Below are 18,501 nucleotides of genomic sequence, written 5' to 3'. Positions count from 1 at the left end.
CCATGTCCACGGGGCTTGGCCGTCCTTATGCAGACAGTATGCGGACGAGACGGCTATAATCGGCAGTTTCTGCCTCAAATCCGCAGGACAGCATGCTGTTTGAACTCAACCGCGCCTCGCGCGCCGAAATTCTGGCCGAAGCGCGTCACATCGCCGCCCTCGCGCTGCCGATGATGGTGGCCCAGATCGCCCAGGTGGCCACCAGCTTCGTCGACACCGTGATGGCCGGCCGCGTCGGCACCGACGACCTGGCCGCGGTATCGCTGGGCGCCAGCGTGTTCATCACCGCCTATGTGACGCTGATGGGCGTGGTCGCCGCGCTCAATCCCATCCTGTCCCACCACCTGGGCTCCCGCGACCAGCGCGCCTTCGGCCGCGACGCGGCCCAGGGCCTATGGTTCGGCCTGCTGCTAGGCACGCTAGGCGGCGGCCTGATGCTGGCGCTGGAAGCGCCGCTGCGCCACTGGCTGCATCTGCCGCCCGAGGTCACCGACAAGGTGATGCTGTTCATCACCGGCGCTGCCGTCGGCATGCCTGCGGCGATGATCCACCGCGCCTTGCACGCCTACGCCTCCAGCCTGGGCCACCCCAAGGCCATCATGGTGGTCAGCCTCTTGGCGCTGGCGCTGAACATTCCGCTCAACTACATCCTGATCCACGGCCTGTTCGGCATGCCCAAGATGGGCGGCGCCGGCTGCGGCTGGGCCACCGGCATCGCGTTCTGGTTCAACTGCCTGGCGCTGCTCGCCTATGTCAGCTGGCACCGCAACTTCCGCGGCCACCGCATCCTGTCCGGGCTGGCCGCGCCCGACTGGCGCCGATTCCTCGCCTTCCTGAAACTGGGCGTGCCCATCGGCCTGTCCTTCTTCGTCGAAGTCAGCCTGTTTTCCTTCATCGCGCTGCTGATCGCCGAACTGGGCACCGTGGTCGTGGCCACCCACCAGTCGGTGCTGAACTTCTCCAGCCTGATCTATATGCTGCCGCAAAGCGTAGCCACCGCGCTGTCGGTGCGGGTCGGCCACCACGCCGGCGCCGGCGACTACAAGGCCGCCCGCTTCATCTCCGGCGTCGGCATGCTGATGGGCCTGGCGATGGCCGGCGGCGCGATGCTGCTGGTGCTGCTGCTGCGCGAACCCATCATGTGGATGTACAGTACCGATCCCAGAGTGATCGCGATGGGCACCACGCTGCTGCTGTTCGCCGCCGTCTATCAGCTGACCGACGCCGCCCAGACCATCGCCTCCGGCGCGCTGCGCGGCTACAAGCTGACCGCCGTGCCTATGCTGATCCACATCACTTCGTTCTGGATTGTGGGCCTGGGCCTGGGCATGCTGCTGGGCCTGACCGACTGGATCGTGCCGCGGATGGGCATCTACGGCTTCTGGACCGCGCTGGTGATCAGCCTGACCGTGGCCGGCCTGCTTCTGACCTATTATCTGGCCCGCGCCAGCCGCAAGCGGCTGCACCGCGACCAAGGAATCCTGCTATGACCCTGCAGTTTCGCGCGGATGTCGACCTGCGCTCCCACAACACTTTCGGCATGGCCGCCCGCGCCGCTCACTTTTGCCAGCTCGACGATGCGGCCGATCTCCCCGCCCTGCTCGCGCATCCGCTATACCAACAAGGCCCGGCGCTGTGGCTGGGCGGCGGCAGCAATCTGCTCCTCACCCGCGACTACCCCGGCTTGGTCATCAAGGTGGCGCTGGCGGGCATCCGCCTGCTGAGCGAGAACGGCGACGAGGTGATCGTCGAGGCCGCGGCCGGCGAGAACTGGCACGGCTTCGTCCAATACGCGCTGGCCCAGGGCTGGTATGGCCTGGAAAATCTCAGTCTGATCCCGGGCACAGTCGGCGCGAGCCCGGTGCAAAACATCGGCGCCTACGGCGTCGAAGTGAAGGACTGCCTGCTGGAAGTGGTCTGCGCGCAGCTGGACCGGAACGGCGAGACGCTGACGCTGTCGAACGCCGAGTGCCGCTTCGGCTACCGCGACAGCGTGTTCAAGCATGAGGCCGCCGGCCGGCTGCTGGTGACGGCGGTCCGCTTCCGGCTATCGCGCCGCGCCGATCTGCGCACCGGCTATGGCGACATCCAGAAACAGCTGCAGGCCGACGGCGTGGCCCAGCCGACGCCGCTGGACGTCAGCCGGGCGGTGGTCGCCATCCGCCAAAGCAAATTGCCCGACCCCGCCGTGCTGGGCAACGCCGGCAGCTTTTTCAAGAATCCGGTCGTCGACGCCGGGCAGGCATCCGCGCTGCTGGAACGCCACCCGCAACTGCCGCACTACCCCGCCGCCGACGGCCGAATCAAGCTGGCCGCCGGCTGGCTGATCGATCAATGCGGGCTGAAAGGCTATCGCGACGGCGACGCCGGCGTGCATGACAAACAGGCGCTGGTGCTGGTCAACCACGGCCAGGCCACCGGCGCCCAAATGCATGCGCTGGCGCGCAAGGTACAGGACTCGGTAAAAGAGAAATTCGGCGTGGCGCTGGAGCCGGAACCGCTGATCCTGTAAGCGCCCAGCCCCGACAACGCAGTGTCTTTGGAGAGCAAATGAGCAAGCAAGCGGAAGTTCTGGTATTCGATCTGGGCGGCGTATTGGTGGACTGGAACGGCATCGACCCGCTGCTGCGGCTGTCGGATGGCCGGTTGGAGCGCGAACAGGCGCGCCGGTTCTGGATCGACAGTCCCTGGGTGGCCAAGCTGGACCTGGGCGAATGCGCGCCGCGCGAGTTCGCCGCCGCGATGACCGACACCCTGCAGCTGGGCCTGGACGCCGATGCGATGCTCGGGCAACTGTCCGACTGGCTGGCCGGCGCCTACCCCGGCGCAGCGGAAATGCTGGCCGAACTGTCCAGCCGCTTTCCGCTGGCCGCGCTCAGCAACAACAATGCGCTGCACTGGGACAAGATAGACCGCGAATTCGGCCTGCTGCCTCACTTCCGGCACACCTTCGCCTCCCATCTGCTGCATCTGCGCAAGCCGGACGCCGCCATTTACCAGCACGTCCAGCAGACCCTGGGCGTCGCGCCCGAAGCCATCGCCTTCTTCGACGACAACATCGAATGCGTGGAGGCCGCGCGCGCTCAGGGCTGGCAGGCCTTCCACACCGCGGGCCTGCCCCAGGTCCGCGCCGCGCTGCAAGCGCAGGGCTGGCTATAGGGCGATCACGCCGCCTGCGCGCAGAAACAGGTAAAGCACGGCCAGCAGGCCGATCAGCCAGGCCAGCGAGCGCAGCGCCGCCTTGTCCGCCACGTACAGCAGGCCATGCGCGACGCGCGCCAGCGAGAATACGGCCGCGGCGGCGTTCATCTCCACCACCGGCACCTTCATCAGCCAGGCGGCCGTCACGGCCGCCAGATAAGTGGGCAGCGCCTCCCAGGCGTTCTGCTGCGCCCAGTTGGCTCGCTGGCGGCGGCCCGCCAGCTGCGCCGCCCACTCCCGCGGACGATGGTTGTCGTAACGCACCCCGGCCTTGGCCACGCCGGCCCAGATCAGCGGCAGCACCGCGGCCAACAACAGACTCCATAGCACGAACGGCATCGACTCCTCCTTGTTTTGACAGCGGCAAACGCCGCTCAGCCGGGACCCGGCTTGCCTCCAAGATAGCGCCCGTCGTCAAAGGTCGCCACCCACCGCGGCTTGTACACCACCAGCACTGCGAGCAGCAAGCCGGTGGTGAAGGCCTCCGACCACGACAGCAAGAAGTAATAAGGCAGCGCCTCCTCCAACAGCGCGTCCCAGGGATAGGCGCCGGCCAGGCCCAGCGCCAGCACGCCGCACAAGGCCGCGGCCAGCAGGCTGGCCCCGCCGGCCAGGAAACCGTTGACGAAAATGTAGACGAAGAAATGCGCGGGCAAGCGCCTCCGCGCCAGTTCCAGCATGCCGGCGGTCACCGCCACCGCGGGCAGCGCCGTCAAAAGCCAATTCAGCCCCAACGCCCGCCAGTCGGCGTGGCCGGCCGCGGCCAGAGCCAGCTGCACCGCCGCCAGCGCCAGCATCGCCAGCCACGGCCCCATCAGCAAAGTGAACAAGGCAGCGCCCAGCAGATGGAAGGACAAACCCGGCTGCAGGCCGCCGCGCAGCAGCCACAGCGCCAGATCCAGAACGCAAGCCCCCATCCAGGCGTTCAGCGCGGCCGGATCCAACATGCGCCATCGCACCCGGAGCGCGGCGAAAGCCAGCGCCGCGGCCGCAAGCGCGCCGCCCAGCCACGGCGCCCAGCCGGCAAACAGCAATGCGGACAAATCCATGACATTCAAATTGAAAGAAACCGGGCTTCAGCATAACAGATGCCCGCGCGCCCTCCGGGACTTTCGCCGCCGGCGGACGCGCCAACTCCGGCTCCTGCCGTTACAATACGCTTTTGGATGGAGACCTTCATGCCCCTGCCCGCCCACCACCTGATCGCCCAACACGTATCCCTGGCTCTGGCCGAAGACATCGGCCCCTGCGACTGGACCGCCCGGCTGATAGCCGCAGACAAAACCGGGGCCGCCCGCGTGATCGCCCGCGAAGACGCGGTGATCTGCGGCCAGGCCTGGTTCGACGAGTGCTTCCGCCAGGTCGACGCGCGCTGCGCGGTGGAGTGGCTGGCGGCCGAAGGCGAATGCGTGGAAGCGGGCCGCGAGCTGTGCCGGATCAGCGGCCCGGCCCGCGCGCTGCTCACCGCCGAGCGCAGCGCGCTCAATTTCCTGCAGTTGCTGTCCGGCGTCGCCAGCGAGACCCGCCGCTATGTCGACGCGGCGGCCGGCCATCGCGCCCGCATCCTGGACACCCGCAAGACCGTGCCCGGCCTGCGCCTGGCGCAGAAGTACGCGGTCACCGTGGGCGGCGGCGCCAATCAGCGTATCGGCCTGTTCGACGGCATCCTGATCAAGGAAAACCACATCATGGCCGCCGGCGGCGTCGCCCAGGCGATGGCCCAGGCGCAGGCCGGCTTGCCGCCGGGCGTCACGCTGCAGATCGAAGTGGAAAACCTGGCGCAACTGGAAGAGGCGCTGAGCCACGGCGCCAAGCTGGTGCTGCTGGACAATATGTCGCTGGACGACATGCGCCGCGCTGTGGCGCTCAGCGCCGGCCGCGCCGAGCTAGAGGCCTCGGGCGGCATCGACCTCGACAGCGTGCGCGCCATCGCCGCCACCGGCGTCGACCGCATCTCCGTGGGCAAGCTGACCAAGGACGTGCGCGCGCTGGATCTGTCCATGCGCTTTACCCTGTAACGCGCTACGCACCCATGAGCAGAACTGTCATACTGGGATCATGCCTACTATAAGCAAAGCATAGCCCTCACCGTTCATGGACATGACTCCGCGCAGATTCGGCTCCCGCTCCGCCCGCCACGCCAAATGGGGCGCCGCGTTATTGTTGCTGGTGACCCTCGCGCTGCTGGCGGTGGACCTGTCCACCAGCTATCGCCAGCTGGAAACCGAGGCTGGCCGGCAAGCCAGCGGCCTCAGTCAGCTGCTGGCGGAAAGGCTGAGCTCCGGCATCCACGAAGCCGGCCTGATCCTGCAGAGCAGCAACCAGATTCCCGAAATCCAGCGCCTGCTGCGCAGCGGCTCATTGGAGCCCGGCGCGCGCCAGAGCCTGACGCAGAAGCTGCAGCAGCTGCTGCAGCTTGCGCCCTACCTCAGCCGCGTCGAAATCGTCGACACCGCCTGCCAGACGGTGTTCAGCAGCAAGCTCGACGGCGCGCCCCGCCCGCACCACAACGAATTCTGCCGCTGGCTGCACCGGATCGACCCCAAGGAAAGCAACTACACCACGGTCATACATAGCCCCACCGACGGCGGCATCGTGCTGGCCAACAAGCTGTACGACGGCGAAGGCAATCTGATCGGCATGGCCACCGGTCTGATCAAGCACAATTTCATCCAGGACGAGGTCAGCCGGCTGACCGTGGGGGAGCACGGCGAGATCCTGGTGCTGGACCAGCGCCAGCTGACGGTGACGCGCTGGCCGCAAACCAGCGGCAACGACCCGCAAAGCTACCGGCCGCTGCAGCCGCGCGAGATACTGTCCCACGATCCGGGGCAGATGCTGTTCGACGCGCCATCCAGCTTCGACGGCCGCGAGCGGCTGTACAGCATGCGCCAGACCGGCAACTACCCGTTTCAGGTGGCGGTAGGCCTGTCTCGGCGAGACTTCACCCGCTATGTCTGGGACAAGGCCTGGCTGGCGATCCCGGGCTGGCTGTTCCTCGCCGCCCTGACCTTGCTGGCGCTGCGCAAGCATCTATCCAATCTGCGCCAGCACCAGTTGCTGCTGCAGGGCAATGAGCGCATCCGCGCCAGCGAGGAGCAGGCCAGGCTGATTCTGGACACCGCGCCGCTGGCATTGCTGCTGGTGAATCCCCAGACCGTCCGCATCCGCCACGCCAACTCTCCGGCGCGGGAGATGCTGGGCCTGCCGCCGCGCGATCCCGACCAGGCCGCCGACAATGAGCTGAACCTGCCCTTGAAGCTGCAGCCGGTGGAGCAATGGCTGCGCGAGGGAGAGGAAGCCTTGCAACAGGAGGTGGAACTGGAGATGGAGGACAAGAGCCGGCTGTGGGCGATCGTTTCGCTGCGCCGGCTTGGGCACGACAGCCAGCCGTCGGCGCTGATCGCGCTGTACGACATCTCCGGCCGCAAGCTGCTGGAACAACAGCTGCACGAAAGCAATCAGCAACTGGCCGAGATGGCGGTCACCGATCCGCTGACCCGCCTGTACAACCGCCGCCACGCCGACATGGTGCTGCGCGACGAGATCAGCCGCTGCGAGCGCTACGGCCAGACCATGGCCATCGCGGTGTTCGACATCGATCACTTCAAGCGCTTCAACGACCAGTATGGACACCAGGCCGGCGACGACGTGCTGGTGGCCGTCGCCAACGCGCTGCGCGACACCACCCGCAACACCGACATCAACGCGCGCATCGGCGGCGAAGAGTTCATGGTGATCTTCCCCTACACGCGGCTGCGCGACGCGCAAAAGGTGATGAGCCGGCTGCAGATCGCCCTGACTCACACCACCTTCCCCTTCGTCGAACAACGCATCACTTTCAGCGGCGGCGTCACCGACTGGCGGCCGGGCGACAACCCGGCGCTGATGATGTCGCGCGCCGACAAGCTGCTGTACGACGCCAAGCAGGCTGGCCGCAACGTGGTGCTGTCGGATCAGGAAGAAGCGTGAACCGGCAAATCCGGCGTTAGAAAGACGCGCCGCCCAGCGCGTCGGCCAGCATCCACATCATCGCCGCGGTCGCGCCCCAGATGGTGTGCCGGTCCCACTGCAGCGACAGGTACTGGCCGGCCACGCCGTCGCGGACATAATCGTGCCGGCTGTACGCCTGCCGATCCAGCAGCAGCGGCAGCGGCACTTCGAACACCTCCGCCACCTCGTCCGGCGCCGGCGCCAGCGCCAGCGGCGGATGCAGCAGGCCCACCACCGGCGTGATCAGGTAGCCGGTCACCGTCACGTATTCCGGCAAGCTGCCCAACACCCGCACCGACGACTCCGGCAGACCCGTCTCCTCGCGCGCCTCGCGCAGCGCGGCCGCCTGGGCCGACGCGTCGCCGCTCTCCAGCTTGCCGCCGGGAAAACTGACCTGTCCGGGATGGCTGGATAAATGATCGGTGCGGCGTGTGAACAGCACTGTGGCGCCGTCCGCGTGCCACACCAGCGGCACCAGCACCGCGGCCGCCTTCAAGCCGGGCGATGCCGCCCGATAGGGCAGATCGGCGACCCTGCCGGTGAAATCGTAGGATTGCAGCCGTCCGGCGATCATCGCGGCGGCCTTGTCTGCCTCCATGGACCACATATCGTTATCCTTTTGTCTCCCGGCGCCCGCTCTTGCGGCGGACATGTCTCCAATGTACCAAAAAAAATGCCAGACCGGCATGGTCTGGCATCTTGGCTGGGCGGATATCGCTCAGCGGCGCATCGAGTCGAAGAAAGCCTGGTTCGACTTGGTGGCCTTGATCTTGTCCTGCAGGAATTCCATCGCCTCCAGGTCGTCCATCGGGTACAGCAGCTTGCGCAGCACCCAGATACGCTGCAGCTGGTCCTGCGGAATCAGCAGCTCTTCGCGGCGGGTGCCGGAGCGGTTGATGTTCATCGCCGGGAAGATGCGCTTTTCGGCCATCTTGCGGTCCAGATGGATTTCGCAGTTGCCGGTGCCCTTGAATTCTTCGTAGATCACATCGTCCATGCGGCTGCCGGTGTCGATCAGCGCGGTGGCGATGATGGTCAGGCTGCCGCCCTCCTCCACATTGCGCGCGGCGCCGAAGAAGCGCTTGGGACGCTGCAGCGCGTTGGCGTCCACGCCGCCGGTCAGCACCTTGCCGGAAGCCGGCACCACGGTGTTGTAGGCGCGGGCCAGACGGGTGACGGAGTCCAGCAGGATGACCACGTCCTTCTTGTGCTCGACCAGGCGCTTGGCTTTTTCGATCACCATCTCGGCGACTTGCACGTGGCGGGTGGCCGGCTCGTCGAAGGTGGACGATACCACTTCGCCGCGCACCGAGCGTTGCATCTCCGTCACTTCTTCCGGACGCTCGTCGATCAGCAGCACGATCAGCACCGCGTCCGGGTGGTTGGCGGTGATCGCGTGGGCGATATGCTGCAGCATCACGGTTTTGCCGGACTTCGGCGGCGCCACCAGCAGCGCGCGCTGGCCGCGGCCGATCGGCGCGATCAGGTCGATGATGCGGCCGGTGATGTTTTCTTCGGCGCGGATGTCGCGCTCCAGCTTGAACTGTTCGGTCGGGAACAGCGGCGTCAGATTCTCGAACAGAATCTTGTGCTTGGAATTCTCCGGCGCCTCGCCATTTACCTTATCCACCTTCACCAGCGCGAAATAGCGCTCGCCGTCCTTGGGCGTGCGGATCTCGCCTTCGATCGAATCGCCGGTATGCAGGTTGAAGCGGCGGATCTGCGAGGGGCTGACGTAGATGTCGTCCGGGCCCGCCAGATAGGACGTGTCCGGGCTGCGCAGAAAACCAAAGCCATCCGGCAACACTTCCAGCGTACCCTCGCCGAAAATGCTCTCGCCCTTCTTGGCCTGGTTCTTCAAAAGCGCAAAGATCAGATCCTGCTTGCGCAACCGGTTGGCGCCGTCGATCTCGTTGGAAATGGCCATTTCAACGAGCTCGGATACGTGGAGATGTTTGAGATCAGATAAGTGCATAGCGGTCGTGAGGTCGACTCGGTAGTAGTGAGGCGGAGCGCCTGTCGGGGGTGTGGAAGCGTAAACGAAACGGGCGGCTTGTTTATGCCACCCGTCATGAAAGATTGTGCGTGGAGAATAGACGCTTTACAGTTGACTGTCAATGAAGGCGGTCAGCTGGCTCTTGGACAGCGCGCCGACCTTGGTGGCGGCGACTTGGCCGTCCTTGAACAGCATCAGAGTCGGGATGCCGCGGATGCCGAATTTGGGCGGAGTCTGCTCGTTCTGGTCGATGTTCAGCTTAGCGACTTTCAGCTTGCCTTCGTATTCCTTGGCCACTTCGTCCAGGATCGGGGCGATCATCTTGCACGGACCGCACCATTCGGCCCAGTAATCGACCAGCACCGGGCTGTCGGCCTTCAGGACATCGTTTTCAAAAGAATCGTCGGTTACGTGCAGGATCAGATCGCTCATGGCTTCCTCGTCAAAATTGGGTGTGCTTAATTCGGGATGGTAGCAAGCGGTGGAGCGGGCGGCAACCTGCGCCACAAAGTTCCGTTCCCCCTATGTCCAAGGGGTTATCCTTGCCGAAACCGGCGCTTAGCTTCCACGACGCTGCTGCAAATCGCCGGCATTCGGTATAATGGCTGGCTGTTTACATGTGAAGGACACCAAATGGGCTTTCTGCAAGGCAAGAAAATCCTGATCACCGGCATGATCTCCAACCGCTCGATCGCCTATGGCATCGCCCAGGCCTGTCATCGCGAAGGCGCCGAGCTGGCGTTCACTTACGTGGTGGACAAGCTGGAGGACCGTGTCCGCGAAATGGCGGCCGACTTCGGCTCCAAGCTGGTTTACCGCTGCGACGTGCAGAACGACGACGAGATCAATCAGTTGTTCGCCGACCTCGCCAAGCAATGGGACGGCCTGGACGGTCTGGTGCACTCGATCGGCTTCGCCCCGCGCGAAGCGCTGGAAGGCGACTTCCTGGATTCTCTGAGCCGCGAAGCGTTCCAGATCGCCCACGACGTGTCGTCCTACAGCTTCCCGGCGCTGGCCAAGGCCGCGCGTCCGATGATGCAGGGCCGCAAGGCCGCGCTGCTGACGCTGTCCTACCTGGGCGCGGTGCGGGCGATCCCGAACTACAACGTGATGGGCTTGGCCAAGGCCAGCCTGGAAGCGTCGGTGCGCTTCATGGCCGCCAGCCTGGGCAAGGAAGGCATCCGCGTCAACGGCATCTCCGCCGGTCCGATCAAGACCCTGGCCGCCGCGGGCATCTCCGGCTTCTCCAAGCTGCTGAACATGGCTTCCAGCCAGGCCTGCCTGCGCCGCAACGTGACCACCGAGGAAGTGGGCAACGCCGCCGCCTTCATGCTGTCCGACCTGGCCTCCGGCATCACCGGCGAGATCACCTACGTCGACGCCGGCTACAGCGTCAATGCCTTGAACGTGCCGGAAGAATAAACGCTTCCGCGTTCCAGACGCCGACGGCGCAGGCACTGCCTGCGCCGTTTTTCATTTCCGCGCGTCCCTTTCCCCCTCAATCGAGCCCCTTGCCCTCGTCCAGCGCGCGCAACGCCTCTATGGTGCAGCCGAACGCCCGCTCCAGCTCCGGCAGCAAATCCACGGCCGGCGCCAGCCCCTCTCCCTTGCCCAACTGCTCCAGCGCCAGGCACAGCGAAGCCAGCGGCTGGGCGCCCACGCTGCCGGCGCAATTCTTCAGCGCGTGGGCCGCGCGGAACAGGCCGGAACCATCGCCGGCGTCCACCGCCTGCCGAATGTCGATCAACAGCCGCGGCCCCTCGCCCATCCAGGCGCTCAGCATGCGCGGCAGCAAATCCGCCTTGATTCCCCGGATCGCGTCCAGCGTGCCGGCATCCAGCCATTCGCCATCTCGCCTCTCCGCATCGCCCGCCGCCGCTTCCGCTCCGGCAGGTGCCTCCCCGCCCAAAGGCAGCCAGCGGGACAGCGCCGACCATAGCTCCTGCTGGGTAAAGGGTTTGGCCAGATAATCATCCATGCCGGCCTCCAGGCAGCGTTCCCGCTCGCCCATGCCGGCGTTGGCGGTCAGCGCGACGATGGCCAGGCGCGCGCCGCCGCCGCGCTCCCTCTCCCGCTCCCGGATCGCCCCGGTGGCCTGCCAGCCGTCCATCACCGGCATCTCGCAGTCCATCAGCGCCAGATCGAACGCCCCGTCCTGCCACAAGCGCAGCGCCTCTTCGCCATTACGCGCCAGCTCCATCTCGCAACCCAGATTTCCCAGCATCGCCGTCGCCAGCTCCTGATTGACCAGATTGTCCTCCACCAGCAAGACTCGGCCTTTCAGCCTCGACTGCCCGTCGTCTCCGCCCTCTTCCCCCGGCGCCACCCTGGCGACGGACGATCCCAGCTGCAACAAGGCGTTGTACAACTCAGACCGGCGCACCGGCTTGGTCAACACCTGGCGCGCCAGCTGCGCGGCGCCGTTCAACTGCTGGAAGTCGTCGGCGGCGGAACTGAGGATGATGGCCGGCGGAGCCGACGTCCCCAACCGCTCCCGCACCAGGCTCAAGAACATCTGCCCATCCATCTCCGGCATCATCATGTCCGACACGATCAGATCCGCCTCATGCCCCGCCGCCAGCCAGTCCAGCGCCTTCCCGGGCTCATGGAAGGCGTGGATGTGGCACTTCCAGGACGCCAGCTGCTGCTCCAGAATCTCCAGATTGGTGACGTTGTCGTCCAGCACCAGCACCCTCATCCGCGCCACGCCGTCGGCCGGAGGCGGCGGCGACAGGCTGCTCGACGCGCGCGGCAGGCTCAGCGTGAAGTGGAACTCGGCGCCGGCGCCGGGCTCGCTGGCCAATTCGATGCTCCCGCCCATCATGCCGACCAGCCGCTGGGAGATCACCAGGCCCAGCCCGGTGCCGCCGAAGCGCCGGGTGGTGGAGCTGTCAGCCTGGGAGAAGGGCTGGAACAGCCGCTTCTGCTGCTCCGGCGAGATGCCGATGCCAGTATCCCGGACGCTGATCCGGCAGGTCAGCTCCGACGCCGTCTCCGCCACGCTGTCCACCCGCGCCAGCACCTGGCCGGACTCGGTGAACTTGATCGCGTTGCCCACCAGATTGGTCAGCACCTGGCCCAGGCGCTTGCCATCGCCGACCACGTCCACCGGCATCAGCGGCAGCGCGCACATCAGCTCCAGCCCCTTGCCGTAGGCCACCGGCGCCAGCCGCTCGACGATTTCCTCCACCAGCAGGTTGAGGGAGAACGGCCGATTGTCCAGCTCGAACTTGCCGGCTTCTATCTTGGAAAAGTCCAGGATGTCGCTGATGATGGCCAGCAGGCTCTCGCCAGAGCGGTGGACCACGCTGACGTAGTGGCGCTGCCGCTCGTCCAGCCGGGTTCGCCTCAGCAGGTCGGTCATGCCGATCACGCCGTTGAGCGGCGTGCGGATTTCGTGGCTCATCACCGCCAGGAATTCGCTCTTGGCGCGATTGGCCGCCTCCGCCGCGTCGCGCGCCTCGGTCAGCTGGGCATTGGCGTCCAGCAAGGCCTGGCTGCGCGCCTCCAGCGCCATCTCGCGCTCGTGCAGCTTCTGGTACAGCCGGACGCGGTTGAGCAGCAGGTTGTCGTCCAGCGGCTTCATCAGGTAATCCACCGCGCCCAGGCCGTAGCCGCGGCCGATGAATTCGTCGGCCTTGAAAATGGCGGTGACGAAGACGATGGGAATGCCGCGCGTGCGTTCGGTCATCTGCAGATGGCTGGCGGTTTCGAAGCCGTCCATGCCCGGCATCTGCACGTCGAGCAGGATCAGGTTGACCTCCCGCTCCAGCGTGATCAGCAGGGCCTCCTCGCCGGAGCCCGCCTCCAGCACCTCGCAATCGTCCAGCCGGCCAAGCAGGGCCTGCAGGGTGACGCGGTTGTTGCCATTGTCGTCCACCACCAGTATCACGAATTTCCGGCTCATGACGCGGCGCTCCGTCCCACGCGATAGATATGGCTGCCGCTGCGATAGAGCTCGAAGCCCATGTCCAGCGCCAGGCGGTTCAGGCCGTCCTGCGGCCCCAGCACCAGGAAGCCCTCGGCATGCAACGATTGCGCGAAGCGCCGCAGCACCTGGCGCTGCAGTTCGGTGTCGAAATAGATCAGCACGTTGCGGCAGACCACCAGCTGGAATTCGTTGAAGATGCCTTCGTCGGTCAGCGAATGGCGGTAAAACAGGATGCGCTGTCGCAGATGATCGTCGGCCTGCAGGAAGCGGCCGTTGCGGGACAGATAGGCGTCGAACAGCCGCTTGCCGCCGCTGCCCAGGTAGTTGGCGCGGTTGGCGTCCAGCGCCTGGGCGGGAAACAGCGCGCTGCTGCCCTGGGCCAGCAGATAGGGATTGAAGTCGGTGGCGAACAGGTGGCTGCGGTCCAGCAAGCCCAGCTCGTCCAGCACGATGGCCAGCGAATAGGCCTCTTCGCCGCTGGAGCAGCCGGCCGACCACAGCTTGATCAGCGGAAAGCTGGACAGATAGGGCAGGATCTCCTCGCGCAGCAGCTTCAGCTGCTCTGGATGGCGGAAGAAGCTGGTCACGCCCACCGGCAGCTCCGCGCACAGGCGCTCGAACAGCGCGACGTCGGACAGCACCGCGCGCTGGAAATCGGCGAAGCCGCCCATGTGGAACTGCCCCATCAGGTTGCGGATCCGGCGCTTCAGGCTGTCGCGCTGGTAATTGCGAAAATCATAGCCGTAATGGCTGACCAGCGCGGCCAGGAACAGCTCCAGCAGCTCCCCCTCCGGCTGGGCCTCGGCGCCGGCCGCCGCGGCCGCGACCACGCTGGCGATCGCCGGCAGCCTCATCAGGTAATCGTAATGGCCGGCGTTGCGCGCCGCGTCCGGCATCACGCGCGCCGGCGCGCACTCGCCGCCATCCTGGATGATCACGCAGGCGCCGGCGGCGCGCAGCGCGGCGCAGCCGTCGGTGCCGTCCTGGCCGAAGCCGCACAACAACACCGCCATCGCCTCCGCGCCGTACTCGCCGGCCAGCGACTCGAACAGCACGTCGATGGAAGGCCGCGCGAACTGGATCTGGCGGTCGCGGGTCAGGTAAACATAGCCATGCCCCACCCGCATATGGTGGCCGGGCGGGGCCACGTAGATCGTCCCCGTTTTCACCGGCGCCATGTGCTGCGGCATTTCCACGTTGTAGCCGGTGCGCGATTTCAGCAGCTGATCGAGCAGATTCACCTGGTTTTCCTGCACGTGCTGGGCGACGAAGACCGTCATCTCGGACATCGGCAGCCGCTCGACGATGTGCAGGATGCACTCCAGGCTTTGCGCGGACCCGGCCAGCGCCAGCGCCCGCGGATTTGGCCGCGCGTCGGCCGGCGCGGTCCGGCCGGACACCAGCCGCACGGGCAGATTCAGCCGCGTCAGGCCATGCGCCAGCAAGGCATGGTAGGCGACGATCTTCAGCTTGCCGCCCCCGTTCAGCCGGTCCGCCATCGCGCACAACAGCTCCACGCACAATAAATCAGCATCGTAAAAGCTCAACTCCAGCGCCTGCTCCGGATTGGCGCGCAGCAGGTCCAGCACCACATTGCGGTCTTCCTGCCGGTCCAGCCGCCCCAGAATGGCGACCTTGCACTGGCCGGAGCGCTGCTGCACCGTCACGCTCACTTAGCCCGCCCCGCGCACCATTGCGCCACCTTGGCCACCAGCACGTCGTAATCCACCGGTTTGGACAGATAGTCGTCGGCCCCGGTGGCCAGGATCTTCTCGCGCTCGGCCGGCAACGCCTTCGCCGTGATCGCCACCACAGGAATGTCCTTCCAGGCTGGGTTGGCGCGGATGGCGGCAATGGCCTGGTAGCCGTCCATTTCCGGCATCATGATGTCCATCAGCACCAGGTCCACGCTCTGGTGCTGCAGGAACTCCAGCGCCCGCCGGCCGTTGACCGCGCTGTTGAGCTTGGCGCCGTGCCGCTCCAGCGCCGCAGTGATCACGAACAGATTGCGCGGATCGTCGTCCACCACCAGCACGTGCCGGTCGGCCAGCAGCTTGCTGCCCGCGGGCGCCATCGGCGCCTTGAGCTCGGCCCGCTGCCTGGGCACGTCCTTCAGGAAGCGCTCCACGTTTTCCAACAGCCGCTGGCCGGCCTGCGGCGTCTTGACGATCACGCAGTCGGAATAGGCCCGCAACGCCGCCTCGTCCTCCTCGCTGGGCTTGCCGCTGGCGTAGAACACCAGCGAGATGTCGGGATCCACGCCGCGCAGCGCCTCGGCTACGGCCACGCTGTCCGCGACCTCCGCCTTGCCCAGGTCCAGCACCGCCAGCTGGCTGCGGTGCCGTTTCAGCAGCGCCTTCCAGTCGGCGTCGGGCGCGGCCGCCACGATGTCGCCGCCGATGCCGCCGACCAGCTTGGACACCTCATCGCGGCTGATGCCGCCGCGCTCCACCACCAGGATGCCGCCTTCCTTGCCGCCCACCGCCTTGACCAGCTCGGCCTCGGCCGCCGCCAGCAGCTTGTCGCTGGCGGGCTTGCGAAGGAAGCCGATGGCGCCCTGCTGCAGCAGCGCCTCGTCGCGGTCGCGCGCGGAAACGATATAAACCGGGATGTCCGCCAGCGCCGGTCGGGTCTTGATCTCATGCAGCACCTGGGTGCCGTCCATATCCGGCAAGCCCAGATCCAGCAGAATGCCGGCCGGCCCGTGCTCGGCGGCCAGCTCCAGCCCCTCTGCCCCGCTTTGCGCCAGCAGCGTCTTGTAGCCCAGCCGCCGGTTCATCGCCACCAGCATCTGGCCGAACACCGAGTCGTCGTCTATCAGCAGAATGGCCTTGTCGCCGCGCCGCAGCGCCGCCCTGTCGTCCGCCACCTCCAATGAAACCGGTCCGGCCGCCGCCGTTTCCGGCCTGCCGCTCTCAGGCAGCCAGACGATGAACTCGCTGCCCTCGCCCGGCTCGCTCTCCAGCTCGATGGTGCCGCCCAGCATCTGGGCGAAGCGCAGGCTGATGGTGAGGCCCAGGCCGGTGCCGCCGAATTCGCGCGAGGTGGAGCCGTCCGCCTGCTGGAAGGCCTCGAAGATCACGCTCCGCTTTTCCGCCGGAATGCCGATGCCGCTGTCGCGCACGCTGATGCGTATCGGCAGCGCCGCGTCCGGGTGGCGGCTCATGGAAAGCGTGACGCCGCCGCTGCGGGTGAATTTGATCGCGTTGGTCAGCAGATTGCGCAGGATTTGCGACAGCTTGTCCGGATCGGATACGAAATCGCTCTTCAGGCTGTCGTCGACGACAAAGTCCAGCCCCTTGTCGCGCGCCAGATGCTCGAACATGCCCTGCAGCTCGCTGCATACGTCCCGGCTGCTCAGCGTGGCCAGGTGCACGTCCATCCGGCCGGCCTCCACTTTGGACAGGTCCAGCACGTCGTTGATCAGCCGCAGCAGGTCCTCGCCGGAACGGTGGATCACCTGCGCCCACTTCAGCGCCTCGTCCTTCACCGTGCCGTCCTCGTTGTTCACCATCATCTTCGACAGCAGGATGATGGAGTTCAACGGCGTGCGCAGCTCGTGCGACATATTGGCGAGGAACTCCGACTTGTACTTGCTGGCCTGGTCCAGCTGCTTCGCCCTGGCCTCCTGCAGCAGCCTCGACTCCTCCAGCTCGCGGTTCTGCTGTTCCAGCTGCTGCTGCGATTCCTCCATCTGCGCATTGGTCTGCTGCAGCTCTTCGGTTTGCTGCCGCAACTGCTGCTGCGCCTCTTCCATCTGCGCGTTGCTCTGCTGCAGCTCTTCCGACTGCTGCTGCAGTTGCTGCTGCTGCTCTTCCATCCGCGCATTGCTTTCGCGCAGCTGCTCGCTCTGCTCCCGCATTTCCTTTTCCGCCGCCTCGCTGGCCGCCAGCAGCTTGCGGATGTGGACCCGCTGCTCGGCGACGAACAAGAAGGACGCCAGCATGCCGCCGACATTGGACAGGAATTCCAGCTTGCGCTCGTCGAAATGCTCGAAACTGGACAGCTCTACCACCCCGACCAGCTCTTTTTCGTGCAGCAAGGGATAGGTGTAGGTGTAGCGCGGCAAGGCCAGCATGGTGCCGGTGACGATGGGCGCGGCGGCATCATCGCCGCTCACTTCCAGGATGATGGGCTTGCGCTCGCGCGCCACCTGCCCCACCGCGCCCTCGCCCAGCGCGAAGCTGGCGCCCAGGTTGTTGCGCTCGGTGTACATATAGCTGCCGACCAGGTCCAGCCGCAGCTCGTCCTCGCGGTACAGGTAGAACACGCCGCGCCCGGCGTCGAGATAGCGGCCGATCAGGCCGATGGCGGCGTCAGCCAGTTGCTCGGTCGCCAGGTCCCCGGTCAGCGCGGCTGAAATCTGGCCGTAGCCGTCCTTCAGCCAGTTGCGCCGCTCGTCCTCGGCGCGCGCGCCGCGCAGCATCCGTATCATCTCGTTGATGGCGATGCCCAGCCTGTCCTTGTCCGACGCCAGCTTCACTTCCTGGCTCAAGTCGCCTTGGCCGATGGCGTAAGCCCGGCTGGCCAGATCCTCCAGCGACGCGATCAGGCTTTGCAGCCTGGCCATCAGACTGCTGTCGTCTCCCGGCCGCAACAGGATGTCGCTCGCCAGGTCGCCCTCCGCCAGCCGCGCGGCGATGGCGGCTGCCTCGGAAGGCTCGCCGCCCAGCTGCCCCAGGATGGAGCGGCTGGTCCAGTAGCCGATCAGCGCGATGGCCACCAGCATCACCGCGCAGATGATCAGCGTCAGCGCGATGGCGTTGCGCTTGGTGACCACGGCTTCGTCGGAAAACTTCTTGGCGATGACGATGTTGTAATCGATATGCTTGTCTATCAACTCAAGCATCTGGTCGGAGATCGGGTCCAGCGCCAGCAGCAGCTGGTGCGCCTTGACCGCGCCCTGCTCGCCATTGCCGCCCGCCTGCAGCACCTTGTCCAGGCTGGCCTGATAGCGCAGCCAGACCGGCTTTTCCTTTTCCAGCCAGGACTTGTCTATTTCGTCGGCGAAGCAATTGCCGCCGGCGCAGCCGTCCGTTTCATAAGACCGGATCGAATTGCTCACCCCATCGCGGGCCTCCTGGACCTTCTTTTCTATCTTGGCCCGCTCGCCCTTGTCGGTGTCGTAATCGAGCCGTCCCGCCTGCGTGCTGCAATCCTGGAACGCGCGCCGCAGCTCGCCCAGCACCTTGAGGCTGGGCACCGCGTTGACGTTGCCGAAATTGGCGCCGTCATACACTTTCTCCATCAGGTATTGCTCCAGTCCGGTCAACAGCGCCAGGCCCAACAGCGCCGCCAACACCAGCAATGCCATGTTCTTGCCGACAGTAAGCTTCACTCCGCTCTCCCATTCGCCGCCATGCCGATGTTGAAGTGTAGA

The 18,501-nt window shown here is 66.1% G+C and carries 14 protein-coding genes; 6 read left to right on the top strand and 8 right to left on the bottom strand.

Annotated elements, in window-relative coordinates:
* Nucleotides 1-92 precede the first annotated feature (92 nt).
* Genes ACX17K_RS21745 through ACX17K_RS21735 form a run of 3 tightly spaced genes read left to right on the top strand, consistent with a single transcriptional unit; the run spans nt 93 to nt 3,159 of the window.
* Nucleotides 93-1,490: an MATE family efflux transporter gene (locus ACX17K_RS21745; RefSeq protein WP_493776404.1), complete on the top strand. Its 1,398-nt coding sequence runs from the start codon at nt 93-95 to the stop codon at nt 1,488-1,490.
* Nucleotides 1,487-2,512, top strand: a complete 1,026-nt coding sequence (murB, locus tag ACX17K_RS21740) for a UDP-N-acetylmuramate dehydrogenase (protein ID WP_493776403.1) — start codon at nt 1,487-1,489, stop codon at nt 2,510-2,512. The genes ACX17K_RS21745 and murB overlap by 4 nt, the downstream gene beginning before the upstream one ends.
* A 38-nt stretch (nt 2,513-2,550) precedes the next feature.
* Entirely contained in the window at nt 2,551-3,159 is a 609-nt protein-coding gene (locus tag ACX17K_RS21735; protein WP_493776402.1) for an HAD family hydrolase, read from the top strand.
* On the opposite strand, the gene ACX17K_RS21730 is transcribed toward ACX17K_RS21735, so the two are convergent.
* Nucleotides 3,154-3,540: an MAPEG family protein gene (locus ACX17K_RS21730; protein ID WP_493776401.1), complete on the bottom strand. Its 387-nt coding sequence runs from the start codon at nt 3,538-3,540 to the stop codon at nt 3,154-3,156. The two genes, ACX17K_RS21735 and ACX17K_RS21730, sit on opposite strands and share 6 nt — an antisense overlap.
* Nucleotides 3,541-3,575: 35 nt before the next feature.
* Entirely contained in the window at nt 3,576-4,250 is a 675-nt protein-coding gene (locus ACX17K_RS21725) for an energy-coupling factor ABC transporter permease (RefSeq protein ID WP_493776400.1), read from the bottom strand.
* Between the two features lie 129 nt (nt 4,251-4,379).
* Here ACX17K_RS21725 and nadC point away from each other — a divergent pair, with 129 nt between their 5' ends.
* Nucleotides 4,380-5,219, top strand: coding sequence for a carboxylating nicotinate-nucleotide diphosphorylase (gene nadC, locus ACX17K_RS21720; protein WP_493776399.1), 840 nt, complete (start codon nt 4,380-4,382; stop codon nt 5,217-5,219).
* Nucleotides 5,220-5,301: 82 nt separating this feature from the next.
* Entirely contained in the window at nt 5,302-7,173 is a 1,872-nt protein-coding gene (locus tag ACX17K_RS21715; RefSeq protein ID WP_493776398.1) for a sensor domain-containing diguanylate cyclase, read from the top strand.
* Nucleotides 7,174-7,189: 16 nt separating this feature from the next.
* Here ACX17K_RS21715 and ACX17K_RS21710 read toward each other — a convergent pair whose 3' ends face one another.
* The 3 genes from ACX17K_RS21710 to trxA all read right to left on the bottom strand — a co-directional run bounded on the left by ACX17K_RS21710 (nt 7,190) and on the right by trxA (nt 9,622).
* A complete protein-coding gene (locus ACX17K_RS21710) occupies nt 7,190-7,801 on the bottom strand; it encodes a CoA pyrophosphatase (RefSeq protein ID WP_493776397.1) in 612 nt (203 codons plus the stop codon).
* A 111-nt stretch (nt 7,802-7,912) separates the two neighbouring features.
* Nucleotides 7,913-9,169: a transcription termination factor Rho gene (rho, locus tag ACX17K_RS21705; RefSeq protein ID WP_021476377.1), complete on the bottom strand. Its 1,257-nt coding sequence runs from the start codon at nt 9,167-9,169 to the stop codon at nt 7,913-7,915.
* A gap of 126 nt (nt 9,170-9,295) precedes the next feature.
* Entirely contained in the window at nt 9,296-9,622 is a 327-nt protein-coding gene (trxA, locus tag ACX17K_RS21700) for a thioredoxin TrxA (protein WP_021476378.1), read from the bottom strand.
* Nucleotides 9,623-9,823: 201 nt separating this feature from the next.
* Here trxA and fabI point away from each other — a divergent pair, with 201 nt between their 5' ends.
* Entirely contained in the window at nt 9,824-10,612 is a 789-nt protein-coding gene (gene fabI / locus ACX17K_RS21695; protein WP_021476379.1) for an enoyl-ACP reductase FabI, read from the top strand.
* Between the two features lie 76 nt (nt 10,613-10,688).
* Here the strand turns inward: fabI and ACX17K_RS21690 are convergent, their stop codons facing one another.
* Genes ACX17K_RS21690 through ACX17K_RS21680 form a run of 3 tightly spaced genes read right to left on the bottom strand, consistent with a single transcriptional unit; the run spans nt 10,689 to nt 18,459 of the window.
* Nucleotides 10,689-13,097: a response regulator gene (locus ACX17K_RS21690; RefSeq protein ID WP_493776396.1), complete on the bottom strand. Its 2,409-nt coding sequence runs from the start codon at nt 13,095-13,097 to the stop codon at nt 10,689-10,691.
* Nucleotides 13,094-14,794 (bottom strand): chemotaxis protein CheB, encoded by a 1,701-nt coding sequence (locus ACX17K_RS21685; protein ID WP_493776395.1) that lies wholly within the window; start codon nt 14,792-14,794, stop codon nt 13,094-13,096. Before ACX17K_RS21685 ends, ACX17K_RS21690 begins: the two co-directional genes overlap by 4 nt.
* Nucleotides 14,791-18,459, bottom strand: coding sequence for a response regulator (locus ACX17K_RS21680; protein WP_493776394.1), 3,669 nt, complete (start codon nt 18,457-18,459; stop codon nt 14,791-14,793). The genes ACX17K_RS21685 and ACX17K_RS21680 overlap by 4 nt, the downstream gene beginning before the upstream one ends.
* Nucleotides 18,460-18,501 lie beyond the last annotated feature (42 nt).

It is taken from the genome of Chromobacterium sp. INPA-IVC (assembly GCF_059047085.1).
Note: the sequence above shows the minus strand (reverse complement) of the source record. Positions and strands in the feature narration are given on the sequence as shown.